Below are 15590 nucleotides of genomic sequence, written 5' to 3'. Positions count from 1 at the left end.
GCCTTTCTGGTCATAACTGATTTTGAAAATCACATATTCTCCGGCAGCCGGAACCGGAATCTCCTTCATCGGCAGTTTGAGCAGGATACCGTACCAGCCGGTCTGAACCCCGCTGGAAAGCCTGATTGCAGCAGAACCGGAAGACTTGACGGCAAAATCACTTTCCACTTTGAAACTGTCGGGCAGCTTCCCTTTTCCACTCATTTCGTCGACCACGATGCCCCAGCCGGGCAGTCTGCCGCTCTTCACCGCCGCTTCAAAACCGGCATTGGGAAGAGTAAGTTCGCGTTTCAACACCAGTTTCGGTTCCGGATGTTTCACTTCGCCGGGATTTTCCAGGAGTTCTCCTATCACGAAAAGCGGTTCGTTCTGCTTCATTGTAAGCTTGATCTGCCCGGAAACCGTCGGAAGCGTGCGTTCATTCCCCATGATGTCAACCAGCTTCAATATCGACTCGGGAGAGCGCAGCACGACTTCAGACTCTTCCGTATCATTCAGCAGCAGAACATTGACTCTGCGCTTTCCATTCCGGCACAGATACCCCTGCAGCCATCCCCGCTCAGCATTGGCGGTAACATTGAGTTCCTTCTCCCACACACCCGCGGCAGTAAGCCGGATCAGCGTTGCATACGCGACCAGTTCCGGCCGGATCGTGTAATCACTCTCCATCATCTCGGAAATCCACCCCTGCCGAACCCCTGGAATCTGGCGCAGCAGAAACTTGCAGAGCAGTCCGGCCCCCTGATTCAGCTGCTGGGTAAACTGGGAATATGTCAATTTGATCAATTCGCGCAACTGCTCATCAGTCGGTTCATAAATATCCGTCTTGACCAATCCGCCGATCTCCGTCATCAGGATGGGAAGTTCGCGTTTGTAACGTTTCATCACTTGTTTCACTTCGCGCAGATCCGCATTGTAATGCGTACAGAAAACATCCGCATGTTGGACAGCGGGAGAGTTCCAGAACCGCTCCATCCACGGCTGGAAGGTGTGCCCCTTCGGCACGGCACCAGTCGTTCCCGGTCCGACCTTCGCCTCCGGATCCCCGGCATGAAGCGCCGAGCTGGTCATGATGAAATAATCGATGTAATCCTGCAGAACCGCCTGTTGATCTCCGGCAACGGTATTTTTGAGCCGTCCCTGCCAGAAATAACAGGAATCCACCTCATTGCCGATCTCGTATGCGGCAATTTTCCCTTTATAACGCGCCGCCAGTTGCTGATAAAAATTGCGATGAAGCGGATAATACTCCTGCTTCGGCATGAAATTACCGCGGATTTTGAAATCCGTATCTCTGGCTTCCGACGCCCAGACCGGTGTATGCCAGCCGGTGGTGGCAACCGGACGGATTCCATACCGGCGATAAAGCGCGACCTCCGCATCCGCCTCCCTCCAGTCGATCGGTTTATCCGGACCGGCTTGACAATTGATCCAGTTCAGGCGATGTGTGCGGACATAACGAATGCCGAGCCGATGCATGAATTTTGCATCCATCTCTTTCTCTTCAAAAGGATAGTGATAATGAGTATTGACCATGGCACCATAGGGATTCCCCGGACTTTTCCGCACCTCCTCCGGGACTTCCGGGATGACGGCAAAGGTACGGCGGCGCTGAAACACTCTTTTTCCGGAACCATCGAACTCTTCCAGCGTCGTCTCATAATATCCGTTGGCCGGTGGAGTGAGGCTCACCGTCTCTCCGGCAGAACCCTCTCCCCGTCGAATCTCAGCACCATAAAAATCACGGATCAGAAAACGAACCCGGTTTCTGGAATCCAGCAGATTCTCCACCAGAAACTTCACCGGTTCACCTGGTGCATAGATCGCCAATTCCTGACTCCAGCTCAAATCCGCTCCTGCATCCCGGAGCCGGATATTACGAAATTCAGCACTCCCCTTCCCTGATGCATTAAAATAAACCAGCACCTCCTGAACGCCCGCCGGCAATTCAAATGGAAGCCGCTGCTTCTGCGGTTCCGGAAGCGCTTTTTTCCAAACTCCACCGAGACTCTTCCACTCCTGCCGGCCCTGCGCGTTCTTTTTCCGGTAGGAAACAACGCCTCGGAACGAGTTCCCATGCGGAGAAGACACCTCATATTCCAGTACGTATCTTCCGGGTGACGCCAGTGGAGTATTGCCATGGATGAGAAACACCTCGTAATTTCCATCCAGCGGATTCAGAATGAACGCTCCTGGTTCCGTCCGGACAAAAGGAGGAGCATCCGCTGGTCGTGGAGGATTTCCAGGTTTCAACCGGGTATCACGCAGGTTCCACCCCTGAGGTACCCCTTTGTCATCCAGACGGAGAAACTTCGAATTTCGCAGATAATCTGCTGCGTGAAGTGACGACAGCAGAACGACAGCCACCATGACCTGACAGATGATTTTTTTCATTGCAACCTCCTGATGATAGAAGAACGTTCCAGAATAAACGGCATAATTTCCCGTTGAATCAAAGAGTTCCGGTCGCGATAAAGCTGTTCGGCGGCGTCGAGCACCTGACCGGCATAAGCGGCAAAATCAAGAGAAACTGTCGTCAGAGACGGGGTGTAAAATGCGGATTGACATATCCCGTCAGAACCGATCAGCCCCACCTCTTCCGGAATCTGGATGTCATGATGCTGAAGCGCCTTGATAATTCCGAGACAACTGGGATCGCTCAATGCATAAAGAGCGGTAAAATCCGGCTTTTTCCGAAGCAGGAAATGTTCCATCGCCTCATAGCATTTTCCGGCAGGATCATCGCCGCTTCGAATTTCCGGGTCAATCACAGTCAGGCGGCAGGCGTGATGCTCCGCCCAGAAGAGAAAACCATCCAGCCGTTGCCGGGCTATTTCAAACTCCCGGCTTTCTGAAACAACAACTCCGATATTCCGATGCCCGTTGTCAAGCAGATATTTGGCAGCAAGCATACCGTTTTTCATCGGATCAGAACCGATGTAATTCAAACCAGTACCGCAGTAGGTCCGGCCAATCAGAAGCATCGGTGTAGGAGAATTTGCAATCCAGGTAAGATCTTCTGCGGAGAATGGCCGGTTCCCCAGCAAAATGACGGCATGATATTCCCGGATCGGCAGTTCATGAAAAATATTGTAGCCGGAGAGAGAGAAATAGATCCGCTCGATTTCGATCCTTCGCGTCTCCCCTTCCTGAATGAGTCGCTTTTCAAATTCTGAATATTGTGGTGCCGGCCAGGCAGGAGTCGCCAGAGCGAGCCGGAACGGACCGCGCCGGACTCCGCCGGCTCGAAAGATTCCTTTCCCTGGCCGGCGAATAATCTGCCCATATTTTTCCAATTTGTCCAACGCCTGCACCACCACCTGCTGACATACGGCATGACGATTCATCAGCTGCCGGACGGATGGAAGTTGTTCTCCGGGAGAAAACGTCTCCATTGTCTGCATCAGATTTTCATAAAGAATATCTGCCTTGTTACGCATATGGCTCCTCGTTTTTCACCATATTATACTGTATCGATACGCATGATGTCAATACCCCCCCCTTCCAAAAATACAGAAAAAAACGGCGGGAAGGATATCCTTCCCGCCGGAGCTGGATTGAATTAGGAATTCTCCGCTTCAGCGAAGGCCGACGGCACGGCGCACTTTGTCCATGGTCCGGGTCGCCTCCGCACGCGCCTTCTCGGCCCCCGCGGCAAGAATCTGCCAGACGTAGCCGATGTCACTCTCCAGCTCGGCACGGCGCTTGCGCATCGGCTCAAAGTAGTTCCAGAGCTTCTCGAAAAGCGCCATCTTCGCATGACCGTAGCCGTAGCCGCCGGCGCGGTAGCGCTCCTTCATCTCCTCGAGCTCTTCCGGCGTCGCCACCAGTTTGTAGAGCGCCACCACGTTGCAGTGATCGGGATCCTTCGGCTCCTCCAGCCCCTTGCAGTCGGTCACGATGTTCATGATCGCCTTGCGGATCTCCTTCTCTTTGCCGAAGATCGGAATCGTGTTGTTGTAGCTCTTGGACATCTTCTGCCCGTCAATGCCCGGCACGATCGCCACTTCGTCCGGAATCAGCTCATCCGGAATGGTGAAGATCTCCCCGTACTGGTTGTTGAACTTGATCGCAATGTCGCGGGTGATCTCCAGATGCTGCTTCTGATCCTTGCCGACCGGCACCAGATTGCTCTGGTAGATCAAAATGTCCGACGCCATCAGCACCGGGTAGGAGAAGAGCCCGTTGTTGGGGGCGAACCCCTTGGCGATCTTGTCTTTGTAGCTGTGCGCCCGCTCGAGCAGTCCGACCGGGGTGACGTTGTTCAGGATCCAGGTGAGTTCACACACCTCCGGCACATCCGACTGGCGGAACAGAACCGTCTTCTCCGTATCGACTCCGCACGCGAGGTAGTTCAGCGCCAGCTCGAGCACGCGCGAACGGAGCGCATCCGGCGCCGGGCCGGTCGTGAGCGAGTGATAGTCGGCAATGAAGAGAAAGGTCTCCCCCTTGTCCTGAATGTTGCACACCTGACGCATCGCGCCGAAGTAGTTGCCGATGTGCGGCGTGCCCGAAGGTTGAATTCCAGTGAGAATTCTCATGATGAAACGGCTCCGTTTCTACAGTTTTTTCGAGGTGGCGCCATCGCCGATGGCGCAGATGATGTATTCCGCGTCGATGCCGGTCTTCTGCCGGAATCCGGCCTGCACTCTCCGGGCGTACTCCTCCGCCCCGGCGCTCTCCACCAGATGGATGGTGATGCCGCCGAAGCCGCCGCCGGAGAGGCGGGCGCCGAGACAGCCCGGCACCGATTTCGCCAGTTCGACGAGGTAATCCAGCTCCGGCGTGCTGTTTTCGAAGTTGACCCGGCTCGACTCATGCGACTCGAACCAGAGACGGCCGAAGCCGCGGACGTCGTTCGCTTCGAGCAGCCGGACCGCCTCCAGCACGCGGGTGCATTCGCCGACCACGTGGAGCGCGCGGCGGAACTCCCGCTCGGTCAGCGCGTCGCGGGCGTCGGAAAGCTGTTCGAGCGAAACGTCGCGGAGCGTCTTGACATCCGGGTAGATCTGCGAGAGCTTCTCCGCGGCGCTTTCGCAATCCTGCCGGCGGACGTTGTACTCCGAATCGACGAGGTTGTGCTTGACCATCGAGTTGATGACCACGATCGAATATCCCGCCGGGAGCGGCACGGTCCGGAGCACCTCCACCGACCGGAAGTCGGAGAGGATCATCGAATTCTTCTTCCCGAAGATCGAGCTGAACTGGTCGAGCAGTCCGCTCTTGAGCCCCATGTAGTTGTTCTCGACCCCCTGCCCCACCCGCGCCCAGTCGGCCGGATCCAGCGAGATGGCGAACGCTTCGCGGAAGGCGAACCCCGCCGCGGTCTCCAGCGCGGCCGAGCTGGACATGCCGGCCGAAAGCGGCACCGAACTCTCCATGCCCGCGTCGAATGCACCGACCTGGATTCCACGCTTGCGCAGCTCGACGATCACTCCCTTGATGTAGTTGCTCCAGTCCTTCGGAATCGCCGTCGCAATGTCATCGAGGTCGAATTCCCGGCGGCTTCCGTCGCGGAAGTCCTTGACACGGCAGTGTTTGCCCTCCACCGGACGCAGGGCGAACCGGGTATCCTGCTCAACGGCGCAGGAGAGGACGAATCCCTGGTTGTAATCGGTGTGGTTGCCGAGGATTTCGAGCCGCCCGGGGGCGCGGGCGATCACGGTCGGGGCAGTGCCGTACAGCGCGGTGAAGTCGCGGATCAATTTTTCCATGATAAGAACTCCTTTTCGGTTATGTTACATGAAACAGATTCTGGAAATGCACTGGTCAAAACTTTCGCGCCCGCTCAGGATGTCGATCTGAATCCGGAGGTAGTAGAGCGGCACGTCGCAGCGGTCCAGCTTCGGAATGCGGACCGCATCCTTCTCGGTGGTGACGATGAATTCCGCCCCCGCCGCCTTCGCCTGGTTGACGAAATCGATGATCTCCTGCTGGGTGTAGCGGTGGTGGTCGGCGTAGTGGTCGCGCAGCACCAGTTCGGCGCCGAGCTCCTCGAGGAAGCGCTCGAACCCCGCAGGAACCGCGATCGCCGAGAGCGCCGCCACCTTCGCGCCGCGGAGCTTCTCCAGCGGCTCGGTCGCCCCGCCGGAGAAGAGCCGCACCAGATACTTCGGCCGGTGACAGCACTCGATGATTTCGGCCCGCCGGGTGTGGCGGCGCAGAAAACGCTTCAGATGGTTCAGCCGGTGGCTTCCGTCGGATTTGGTGAGGAAGATGTAGTCCGCCCGCCGGATGTTCTTGATCGGCTCACGCAGGATTCCGCGCGGCAGCACGTGGCCGTTGCCGAAGGGATCGGTGGAGTCCACCAGCACGATGTTGATGTGCGGCTTGAGCATGAGATACTGAAAGCCGTCGTCGAGAATGATGACGTCGGTCTGATACTGATCCACGGCGTACAGCCCCGACTTGACCCGGTCCTTGTCGACCAGCACGGCGACGTCGCGCAGATTCGATGCGAGCATGTAGGGTTCATCGCCGGCGTAGTCGGATTCGAGCAGCAGATTGTGCCCGTCGGAGACCACCTTGGGCGGCACCTCGATCTTCTGCGAGCGGAACATGTGCATGAGCTTGTAGCCGAGCGAGCGTTTGCGGCTGCGGTAGCCGCGGCTGAGAATCGCCACCTTGCGCCCCTGCGCGCTGAGCGTGCGCGCGAAGACCTCCACCACCGGCGTCTTGCCGGTGCCGCCGCAGGAGAGGTTGCCGATGCTGACCACGAGACAGCCGAGCGCGTGGTTGCGGATCACCCGCTTGTCGTACATCCAGAGGCGGAACTGAACCGCCATCCGGTAAAAGCGCGACGCCACGAACAGCAGATCGATCAACACCCGGTCGAACCAGCGGCGCCGGCGGCCGGCCATCAGATCGAGAAAATACTGCTCGATCTCCTCCGGCTTGAACGTGAAATGCGAATGCATACGCCTCCCATGCGTAATATCCTGTAAAACATATAAATTAATGCCGGTTTGCCGCCGGTGCAAGTTGCCAGCCGGGATTTTTGGAATTATATTACGGAAATACCGGAAAAGAAAATCATGAAAAACCGCCTGACATCCTTTTTTACCGACTACGCCAATCGCTTCCTCACCGGCGAAGCGGAGTTCGACCGCAACATTTTGCTCAAACGCGACCACTCCCTCCGGGTGCTGAAAGAGGCGGAAGCACTCGCCGGCGACGAGATTCCCGACGCCGGAACCCGGGACCTCACGGCGATCGCCGCACTGCTGCACGACCTCAGCCGCTTCGAACAGTTCCAGAAGTTTCGCACCTACAACGATCTGGCCAGCTTCGACCACGGCGACCGCTCCGCGGAGCTGACGGAGGAGCTGCACCTGCTCGACGGCCTCGACGGCGACGCGCGGACCGACATCCTCGATGCGATCCGCCATCACAACAAGCTGGCGCTTCCTGAAACGCTCTCGCCGCGGGGAGGTGTGATCGCCCGGGCGGTGCGCGACGCGGACAAACTGGACATCTTCCCGATTCTGCTGGAGTATCTCGCACAGCCGGACAACGAAGCGGTCGTCCTCAACCTGAAACCCTCCCCGGAACTCTCGCCCGCGGTGTTGAGCGACATGCTCGCCGGGCGATGCCCGAAACTGCGCGATCTGAAGACCAAAACCGATTTTCTGGTTGCGAAACTGTTGTGGGTCAACGACCTCAACTTCCGCCACAGCCTGCGGGAATTCCGCCGCCGCGACTACGTCAGGCAACTGGCGCACTACCTGCCGGATACGCCGGAAGTGCGCACCATCCGCGCCGCCGTGGAAGCGAAACTGGCGGAGGCGTGATTCCGGGGGAAATTCCCACAGGGAACGCATTCCGCTGAAATTTCCGCTTGACTTTTCCGGCAGAAGCTCTACCGTAAGAAGAGAGAGGAGCTTGACGACGATGATCGAATGGGGACTTTGCTGTATCTTCCGCGGGGAGCCGATCCGGTTCCGGCGCGCCACCGCCGCCTCTCTACGCCCCCTCCCCCGCCCGGAACAGCTGCGCAAACTCGCCGCCCTCATCCGGAGCAACGCCGAGAATCTGAAGCGCGCCTTCGAACGCTGTGCCGAACTCCAAATCGGCGCCTTCCGGATCAACTCCGAACTGCTGATGCTGGCCACCCACGCCGACGTGGGCTACCGTCTGGAAGAGCTGCCGGAGGCCGACACGCTGCAAAAGCTCTTCGACGAAGCGCGAATCCGCGCCGACCGGCTCGGCGTACGGCGGAGCCTCCACCCCGATCAGTTCGTCGTGCTGAACTCCCCGGACCCGCGGGTGCGGGCGAACTCCCGCGCCGAACTCGAACATCAGTTCCTCCTTGCCGAGCTGTGCGGCGCGACCGAAATCAACCTCCACGCCGGCGGCGTCTACGGCGACAAAGTTGCCGCACTCGACCGGCTCCGGCGCGAAATCGACACCCTGCCCGAACCGCTCCGGCAAAAGCTCACCCTCGAGAACGACGACCGCAGCTACACTCCGGCGGAGCTGCTGCCGCTCTGCCGGGAGCTGGGGATTCCATTCACCTACGACGTCCACCACCACCGGGTCAACCCGGACCATCTCACGATCGAAGAGGCGACCCGGGCGGCGGCGGAGACGTGGCGCGGGCGGAAGATTCCGCCGCACGTCCACCTCTCCAGCCCGCAGCTGCCGTGGAGCACACCCGGCGACCACCGGCCCCACGCCGGCTGGATCGATCCGGCCGACTTCCCGGAGTGCTGGCGCGACATGGATCTCACGGTGGATGTGGAGGCCAAGGAAAAAGAAAACGCCATCGCGGCCCTGCGCAGCGCGCTCGGTCCGGATTTCTGAAACGAAAGGAGTCCTTCCATGCAGAACCTTTACATCGGCGCCAAACCGAAGAAGCCCGGCCTCCTGCCCGGCACCATGATTTTCACCGGCGAACGGAAGGTCGGCGAAATCACGTTGGAAGCATTTCGGTACAACGCGACGGAAATTCAGCGGTTCGAGCTCAAGAAGCCGGCGGAGATCCCGGCGCTCCTGCACGACGACGCGATCCTCTGGCTGAATGTCAACGGCCTTCACGCGCCGGAAATCATCGCCGAAATCGGCGCCATCTTCGGCATCAACAGCCTGTTTCTGGAGGATATCCTCAACGTCGGCCAGCGCCCCAAGGTGGAGTTCGGGCCGGACTATCTCTTCTACGTCCAGAAGATGATCCGCGCCAACCAGGCCGAGGAGTGCCTGAACATCGAGCAGATCAGCTTCATCCACGGCCGCAACTACCTGCTCACCTTTCAGGAGACCGAAGGGGATGTCTTCGATTCGGTCCGCCAGCGGCTGACCAAGAACATCGGCAGAATCCGCAAGGCCGGAGCCGACTACCTCGCCTACGCGCTGATGGATATGCTCGTCGATCAGTACTTCGTCGTGCTGGACAATCTGCGCGAACTGCTCGAACCGCTCGACGACGACGCCCTCGACCCCTCCGCCGGGGAAGATCTGCCGGCCGCCGTCCGGAACTGCAAAAATCAGCTGATCCTGCTCCGCCGCTCCATCTCCCCGATGCGCGAGGTGATCGACGGGATCCTGCGCGACGGGGGCGACTTCTGGGAGGACGCGACCGTTCCCTACCTCAACGACCTGCGCGACCACCTGCTCACCGTCACCGAGACGATCGACTCCTACCGGGAGAATCTCTCCGGCGTGCTCGAACTCCACCTTGCCATGCTCAGCCAGAAGATGAACAGCATCATGCGCATTCTCACCGTGATCGCCACCATCTTCATCCCGCTCACCTTCGCCGCGGGCATCTACGGGATGAACTTCGACTACATGCCGGAACTTCGCTGGCACTACGGCTACTACCTCTTCTGGGGATTCTGCCTCATCATCGGCGTGCTCATGCTGGCCGCCTTCAAGTGGAAAAAATGGCTCTGAACCGCCGCTTGCAATCGGCGGATTCCCGTGATACGTTAATCCGGCGGACGGCGAAATTCACGCCCCTGCCCGCAGAACCCGGAAAGGATGTTTACACGATGAACTGGATCGTCAACCAGCACAGCTACACCGCACAGCGCGTCTTCTGCATCGGCAGAAACTACGTCGAACATATCGCCGAACTCGGCAACGAACGGCCGGAACAACCGGTGATCTTCACCAAACCGGCCACCTCACTCCACCCGGTGAGCGAACCGGTCATTCCGCTGCCCCGCTGCGGCGAACTCCCCCACTACGAAACCGAAATCACCGTGCTCGTCGGCAAAAAGGGAGTGCCGCGCACCGCGGAGGAGGCGGTCTCCTTCATCGCCGGAATCGGCGCCGGACTCGACCTCACGCTCCGCGAAACCCAGGAGAAACTGCTCGCCCACGGCCTGCCGTGGGAGATCTGCAAGGGCTTTGACCACAGCGCCCCGATCGGCGACTTCGCCCCCTTCTCCGGCACGGCGGAGACGCTGGCGAAGCTCCGTTTCACCGGCGAGATCAACGGCGAACTCCGCCAGCAGGGCGACAGTGCGAAGATGATCTACTCCATTCCGGAACTTCTCCTCGCCGTCGCCCGCTACTGGGAGCTCCTGCCGGGGGACGTGCTCTTCACCGGCACGCCGAAGGGGGTCGGCGCCCTCGCGCCCGGCGACCGGCTCCGGATTACCGATCCGGCCGGACGCGCCTTCGAGTGGCGCCTCGCCGAACGCTGAATTTTCTCACCGCTCCAGCAGAAACGCACAGCCGGTGAACGGCACAAGCCCGGTGACCGCGAGCTCGTTGCCGTTGACACGGCAGGAGACGCCCTCCGGGGCGAAGACGCGGCGCAGGCGGCGCTTCTCCCCCAGCGGCACCCGGAGCGAGGCGGGCCCCTCCCCGAAGGTGTGAATCACCGCATAATCGCACGTCTCGCCGGAGCGGAAAACGATCTGCGAACCGCGCGGCCGGGTGAACGAGGGGGCCATGTCGCGGATCAGCCGGGTGCGGCCGCGGCGGATTGCCGGGACGCAGGCGCGGTAGAACGCCACGCCGTCGAACAGGATCTTCCGCTGCGCCTCGTCCAGTTCGGCGACGTCGCCGGAGAGGCAGAGCCGCCCGAGCAGTCCGGCCGCGAGCGAATAATGGAGCCGGTTCGAATCGTCCCACTTGCGCAGCGTGGCCCAGAGCTGGTTGTGCCGCATCGGAATCAGCTGGGCGACGTTCGCTCCGACGATCGGAATCTCCACGGCCTCATGCACATCGGTTGAACTTACCATCGCTCCGATCCGCATCCAGCCCGCCGTCAGCCGGTGGCCGCCGGAGGAGCAGATTTCGATCACCAGATCCGGCAGTTCGCGCCGGATCCGGCGGAAGAAGTTCACCACCGCCTCCATGTGGAGCCGCAGTTCTTCGGCGGGGACCGCCCGGCCGTCACAGCCGAAGCCGGTCGGCCCGTTGTAATCCACCTTCATATATCCGAATCCGTTGTCGCGCAGGAAACGGATTACCTTCTGCTCGAGGTATTCGACCACCGCCGGGTTGCGGAAATCGAGGAAGCGCCGGGTGCCCGACTTCAGCACTTTTCCGTCGAGGTGAAGCAGCCACTCCGGGTGCTCGTTCGCAAGGATGGAATCCTCCGTCGCCACTTCGAACTCAAACCAGATGCCGGGGCGGAACCCCGCCTTGCGGATGAGTTCGGCAAAGGCGCCGATGCCGCCATCCGGGTAGTTCTCCGGCGGCACGTTCCAGTCGCCGACGCCGCAGAGCGCATCCACACCGCCGAGGAACCAGCCGGCGTCGAGCACGAAATATTTGACTTCGCTGCCCCGGAGCGTCTCCAGCACCGGCATCAGATTTCCCGGCAATGGTTTTCCCCAGGTGGTGCACCACTCGTTGAAGATCACCGGCAGATCCTGCTCCGAAGCGGGTTGGGTGTCGACCTCCTCCTCCTGATAGGCGGTCAGCCGGGGCAGAAGCTCCTCGACGCCGCCGCGCGTACAGCTCACCACGGCGGCCGGTCCGCAGATCGACTCGCCGGGAGCGAGCGTCCGGGTCCACTGGCCGAACTCGCGATCCACCATGCCGCCGGAGAGGTTGAAGAAGTCGCAGAACCGGCTGACCTCCAGCTGCCACGAACCGAAGGCGGCCAGCGCCGCCCCCCAGGTCACGCCGGCGCGGGTATCCTCAAATGCCACCTGCGGGAAGTACCCCCGCACCGGCATCGAACCCTGCTCGCCGAAACGGAGCACCCGGACGCCGAAGGCGCTCCACGACCTCTCCATGCCCAGCTCTTCGACACTGCGGGGCTCGTGCCGCCCCTCCGCGCTCCAGTTGGAGCTCCAGCGGTGGATGCGGTAACACTCCACGCCGTCATCCGGCTGGAACGGCGAAAGCAGTCCGAGCGAGAAGCTCGAGAGCATCTCCACGGTCACAGCCTCGCTGCCGGAGTTGGTGAGCGTGGTGTTGATTTCGATCCAGGGGCGGCCCGGCAGCTGGCGCATGGTCTGCTCCAGCTGAAGTCCGCGCCCGTCGTGGAAGTGCAGAACCGCTTTGCCCTCCTCCTGCCGGAGGCCGTCGAAGCAGAGCTGGTCGACGCTGCCGGAGTTGCGCATGGTGCGGCCGGCGGAAAAGTTATCCCAATACGCATCGCCGGCGATTTTGAACTGCACCGCACTCTCCGGCTGGATCGCCAGAGTGTCCCGATCCCCCGAGAGGGTGTAGCCGCGGCAGCCGACGGTGTCGTTGAGGAGTTTGCAATGCTCCGGAATTTCCTCCTCCATCCCCGCCGGCACCAGCGTAAAACAGACCTTCCCCTTTTCGCGGAAAAACATCGCCGTCATGTCGCCGAATGCGACGCGGCCGATCTCTTCAAAGATTTTCATAGCCTTTCCGGCCTCCCTGTTCCGCGCCCCCGGATTCGCCCGGAGTGCGTCCGGCGTGTATCATATCATCGTTCCAAGCACTTTTCAACCACCCGGCAAGAGCTTCCGGCAGAAAAAACCGGGCTGGCGTTCAGCCGCGCGGATGGAATTTGCGGTGAACCGCCACCAGACGGCTCCGGTCCACATGGGTGTAGATCTCGGTCGTGCTGATATCCGCGTGGCCGAGCATCTCCTGGATCACCCGCAAATCGGCGCCGTGGGCGAGCAGATGGCTGGCAAATGAGTGACGCAATGTATGCGGGTGAACGTTCTTGCGGATTCCCGCCCGTTCGGCGGCGGTTTTGACCATGTTCCAGATCCATTCGCGGTTGAGCGGCCGCCCGCTTTTGGAGAGAAAAACGCAGCCGCACAGAGGATTTTTCTCCGCCAGTTCCGGCCGCACCTCCTCGAGATAGCGGCGCAGCGTGCGCAGTGCGGTCTTCCCCACCGGCACGATCCGGGTCTTGCTCCCCTTGCCGACCACGCGGAGCAGTTCGTTGTCGAAATCCACGCCGGTCAGCGGCAGTTTCGCCGCCTCCGACACCCGCAGTCCGGAGGCGTAGAGCAGTTCGAGGATCGCCCGGTTGCGCATCTCCAGCGGGAATTTCGCCGAGTTCGGGTAGGCGGCCAGCAGGGCATCCACCTCCTGTTCGGAGAGGAAGTCCGGCAGAATCCGCCACAGTTTCGGCGAATCCATCACCGCGGTGAAATCCTCGGGAATCAGCCCCTCCTCGTGCAGAAAGCGGAAGAACATCTTGATCGAAACCAGCCGCCGCGCCAGCGTCGCGGTCTGCATCCCCTTCTCCCGTTCGCCGTCGAGGTAATCGAGCACCAGGTCGCGGTCCACCTCGCGCCAGCTCTTCACGCCGATTCCCTCGAGAAACTCCCGGAACTCATGCAGATCGCTCAGGTAGGCGCCGGTGGTGTTGCGCGAAAGCCCCCGCACCGCGACGAGGTGTTCGTGAAAAAGGGTCAAATCCCGTTCAAACATGATTGCCAGATTTCAAGAATGGTTATATAGTATATCTGTGACAACGGAAAACATAGTGCATCCCGGCGCTTTTGCAAGGGAAAAACGGAGGATTTCAGCATGAAAACGATTCTCGCGGTCCTGGCGGACGGCTTTGAAGAGACCGAGGCGGTCGCAGTGCTCGACGTGTTGCGCCGTCTGGAATTCGATGTGACGACGGCGGGTCTGAAGGCGCGCGAAGTGATGGGGTCCCACTGGATCCCGATGGTGGCGGACACCACGCTCGCCGAGTGCGGCGACGCGAAGTTCGACGCGGTCTATCTGCCGGGCGGACTGCCCGGAGCGACCACGCTGCGCGACTCCGACAAGGTGATCGAACTGGTCCGGCGAATCGACGCCGAAGGCGGCGTGGTTGCCGCCATCTGCGCCGCGCCGATCGTGCTCGCCCGCGCCGGATTGCTCAAGGGGAAGCGGTTCACCATGTACCCCGGATTCGAAAGTGAACTCGGCGGCGCCGTTCCAACCGGACGCCTGGCGGAACGGGACGGGCGCCTGGTCACCGGCAAAGGTCCGGGCGCAGTCTTCGCCTTCGCCTCGGAGCTGGCGAAAGCGCTCGGCCGGCATACGGAAGAGCTCTATTCCGGAATGTTCGTCAACCTCTGAGCCGCCCATGTTCAAACTGCTCAAAAAAGATTCCGGCAGCGCCGCCCGGCGCGGCCGGCTCACCACACGGCGCAACACGATCGAAACCCCGGTGTTCATGCCGGTCGGCACCCGCGCCACGGTCAAGGCGATGTCTCCGGCGGAGCTGGAGGAGCTCGGTGCGCAGATCATTCTCGGCAACACCTACCACCTTTTTCTGCGTCCGGGGCCGGAGCTGATCGAGGCCGCCGGCGGTTTGCACCGCTTCGAACACTGGGATCGTTCGATTCTGACCGATTCCGGCGGGTTTCAGGTGTTCAGTCTCGCGAAACTGCGCAAACTGGAACCGGACGGGGTCCGCTTCGCCTCGCACATCGACGGCACCCGGTTCTTCCTCGGGCCGGTCGAGTCGATGCGCATCCAGCGGATGCTCGACTCGGACATCGTCATGGCGTTCGACGAGTGCACCCCCTACCCGGCCACGCCGGAACAGGCGGAGAAATCGCTCAACATCACCGCCCGCTGGGAGCGGATGTCGCGCGAACAGCCGCTCAACGACGGCCAGATCCGCTTCGGCATCGTGCAGGGTTCGACCTACCCCGAACTGCGCCGCCGCGCCGCGGAGCAGATCGTCGGAATCGGCTTCGACGGCTACGCCATCGGCGGCGTCTCGGTCGGCGAAAGCGAGCCGGAGATGATGATCGCCATCGACGCGGCCGCCCCCTGCCTGCCGGAAAACGCCCCGCGCTATCTGATGGGGGTCGGCACCCCGCGGCAGATCGTCGAGAGCGTCGCCCGCGGCGTGGATATGTTCGACTGCGTGATGCCGACCCGGCTCGGCCGCCACGGTTCGGCCTTTGTCGGGAACGGCGAAACCATTCCGATCAAAGCGGGGCGGTACGCCCGCGACTTCACGCCGATCGATCCGGAATGCAGCTGTTACGCCTGTCGCAACTTCACCAGGGCGTACATCCGCCACCTCTTCAACGTCGGGGAGATCCTCGGCGTGCGGCTGGTGACGCTCCACAACCTGCACTACTTCCTCCATCTGATGGAGCGGATCCGCACGGCGATCGAAAACGACACCTTCGAAGCTCTGCGACAGGAATTCCGCCCGCAGTGAGAAAAGCGGCTTGCTTTTT

12 protein-coding genes and 2 pseudogenes are annotated in these 15590 nt (G+C 60.8%); 6 read left to right on the top strand and 8 right to left on the bottom strand.

All coding sequences use genetic code 11. The features are described 5' to 3' along the window. The 6 genes and pseudogenes from ACMLHG_RS11980 to lpxK form a co-directional block, all read right to left on the bottom strand. Positions 1 to 2394 (bottom strand): annotated as a pseudogene (locus ACMLHG_RS11980) (hypothetical protein); the annotation flags it as partial. Further along, positions 2391 to 3047: a substrate-binding domain-containing protein gene (locus ACMLHG_RS11975; RefSeq protein WP_417170639.1), complete on the bottom strand. Its 657-nt coding sequence runs from the start codon at positions 3045 to 3047 to the stop codon at positions 2391 to 2393. The pseudogene ACMLHG_RS11980 and the gene ACMLHG_RS11975, both read right to left, overlap by 4 nt. A 213-nt stretch (positions 3048 to 3260) precedes the next feature. Then, positions 3261 to 3395: pseudogene (locus ACMLHG_RS11970) on the bottom strand (GntR family transcriptional regulator); the annotation flags it as partial. 183 nt (positions 3396 to 3578) lie between these two features. Further along, positions 3579 to 4541, bottom strand: coding sequence for a tryptophan--tRNA ligase (trpS, locus tag ACMLHG_RS11965; protein ID WP_295807668.1), 963 nt, complete (start codon positions 4539 to 4541; stop codon positions 3579 to 3581). An 18-nt stretch (positions 4542 to 4559) separates the two neighbouring features. Then, positions 4560 to 5714 carry a galactokinase gene (galK, locus tag ACMLHG_RS11960; RefSeq protein WP_417170638.1) on the bottom strand — a complete coding sequence of 385 codons (1155 nt, stop codon included), beginning with the start codon at positions 5712 to 5714 and terminating at the stop codon, positions 4560 to 4562. Between the two features lie 24 nt (positions 5715 to 5738). Then, the gene (lpxK, locus tag ACMLHG_RS11955; RefSeq protein ID WP_294433799.1) at positions 5739 to 6917 is read right to left on the bottom strand and encodes a tetraacyldisaccharide 4'-kinase; all 1179 of its coding nucleotides are present in this window, start codon (positions 6915 to 6917) and stop codon (positions 5739 to 5741) included. A gap of 117 nt (positions 6918 to 7034) precedes the next feature. Here lpxK and ACMLHG_RS11950 point away from each other — a divergent pair, with 117 nt between their 5' ends. The 4 genes from ACMLHG_RS11950 to ACMLHG_RS11935 all read left to right on the top strand — a co-directional run bounded on the left by ACMLHG_RS11950 (position 7035) and on the right by ACMLHG_RS11935 (position 10649). Continuing rightward, positions 7035 to 7790 carry an HD domain-containing protein gene (locus tag ACMLHG_RS11950; protein WP_295807663.1) on the top strand — a complete coding sequence of 252 codons (756 nt, stop codon included), beginning with the start codon at positions 7035 to 7037 and terminating at the stop codon, positions 7788 to 7790. 100 nt (positions 7791 to 7890) lie between these two features. Beyond that, positions 7891 to 8802: a UV DNA damage repair endonuclease UvsE gene (gene uvsE, locus ACMLHG_RS11945; RefSeq protein ID WP_295807661.1), complete on the top strand. Its 912-nt coding sequence runs from the start codon at positions 7891 to 7893 to the stop codon at positions 8800 to 8802. 18 nt (positions 8803 to 8820) lie between these two features. Then, positions 8821 to 9891 (top strand): magnesium/cobalt transporter CorA, encoded by a 1071-nt coding sequence (gene corA, locus ACMLHG_RS11940; protein ID WP_295807660.1) that lies wholly within the window; start codon positions 8821 to 8823, stop codon positions 9889 to 9891. A gap of 98 nt (positions 9892 to 9989) precedes the next feature. Beyond that, a complete protein-coding gene (locus ACMLHG_RS11935; RefSeq protein ID WP_294433789.1) occupies positions 9990 to 10649 on the top strand; it encodes a fumarylacetoacetate hydrolase family protein in 660 nt (219 codons plus the stop codon). A 6-nt stretch (positions 10650 to 10655) separates the two neighbouring features. Here ACMLHG_RS11935 and ACMLHG_RS11930 read toward each other — a convergent pair whose 3' ends face one another. Beyond that, positions 10656 to 12797: a glycoside hydrolase family 36 protein gene (locus tag ACMLHG_RS11930; protein ID WP_417170637.1), complete on the bottom strand. Its 2142-nt coding sequence runs from the start codon at positions 12795 to 12797 to the stop codon at positions 10656 to 10658. 130 nt (positions 12798 to 12927) lie between these two features. Beyond that, a complete protein-coding gene (gene xerD / locus ACMLHG_RS11925; RefSeq protein ID WP_294433784.1) occupies positions 12928 to 13827 on the bottom strand; it encodes a site-specific tyrosine recombinase XerD in 900 nt (299 codons plus the stop codon). 99 nt (positions 13828 to 13926) lie between these two features. On the opposite strand from xerD, the gene ACMLHG_RS11920 reads away from it, so the two are divergent. Together ACMLHG_RS11920 and tgt are read left to right on the top strand one after the other, a co-directional pair. Then, on the top strand, positions 13927 to 14469 hold the full coding sequence (locus ACMLHG_RS11920; RefSeq protein WP_417170636.1) for a DJ-1 family glyoxalase III: 543 nt from the start codon (positions 13927 to 13929) through the stop codon (positions 14467 to 14469). A gap of 7 nt (positions 14470 to 14476) precedes the next feature. Continuing rightward, entirely contained in the window at positions 14477 to 15571 is a 1095-nt protein-coding gene (gene tgt, locus ACMLHG_RS11915; protein ID WP_417170635.1) for a tRNA guanosine(34) transglycosylase Tgt, read from the top strand. Positions 15572 to 15590 lie beyond the last annotated feature (19 nt).

Origin of the sequence: Victivallis sp., from assembly GCF_048170485.1 — a bacterium.
GTDB lineage: Bacteria > Verrucomicrobiota > Lentisphaeria > Victivallales > Victivallaceae > Victivallis.
The sequence above is the reverse complement of the archived record's forward strand: the minus strand, read 5'-3'. Positions and strand labels throughout refer to the sequence as shown.

Excerpts from the sequence above, each read along its gene's own strand:
- trpS (WP_295807668.1), bottom strand. The coding sequence starts at position 4,541 with ATGAGAATTCTCACTGGAATTCAACCTTCGGGCACGCCGCACATCGGC.
- uvsE (WP_295807661.1), top strand. The coding sequence starts at position 7,891 with ATGATCGAATGGGGACTTTGCTGTATCTTCCGCGGGGAGCCGATCCGG.
- xerD (WP_294433784.1), bottom strand. The coding sequence starts at position 13,827 with ATGTTTGAACGGGATTTGACCCTTTTTCACGAACACCTCGTCGCGGTG.
- ACMLHG_RS11935 (WP_294433789.1), top strand. The coding sequence starts at position 9,990 with ATGAACTGGATCGTCAACCAGCACAGCTACACCGCACAGCGCGTCTTC.
- ACMLHG_RS11950 (WP_295807663.1), top strand. The coding sequence starts at position 7,035 with ATGAAAAACCGCCTGACATCCTTTTTTACCGACTACGCCAATCGCTTC.
- galK (WP_417170638.1), bottom strand. The coding sequence starts at position 5,714 with ATGGAAAAATTGATCCGCGACTTCACCGCGCTGTACGGCACTGCCCCG.
- lpxK (WP_294433799.1), bottom strand. The coding sequence starts at position 6,917 with ATGCATTCGCATTTCACGTTCAAGCCGGAGGAGATCGAGCAGTATTTT.
- tgt (WP_417170635.1), top strand. The coding sequence starts at position 14,477 with ATGTTCAAACTGCTCAAAAAAGATTCCGGCAGCGCCGCCCGGCGCGGC.
- corA (WP_295807660.1), top strand. The coding sequence starts at position 8,821 with ATGCAGAACCTTTACATCGGCGCCAAACCGAAGAAGCCCGGCCTCCTG.
- ACMLHG_RS11920 (WP_417170636.1), top strand. The coding sequence starts at position 13,927 with ATGAAAACGATTCTCGCGGTCCTGGCGGACGGCTTTGAAGAGACCGAG.
- ACMLHG_RS11930 (WP_417170637.1), bottom strand. The coding sequence starts at position 12,797 with ATGAAAATCTTTGAAGAGATCGGCCGCGTCGCATTCGGCGACATGACG.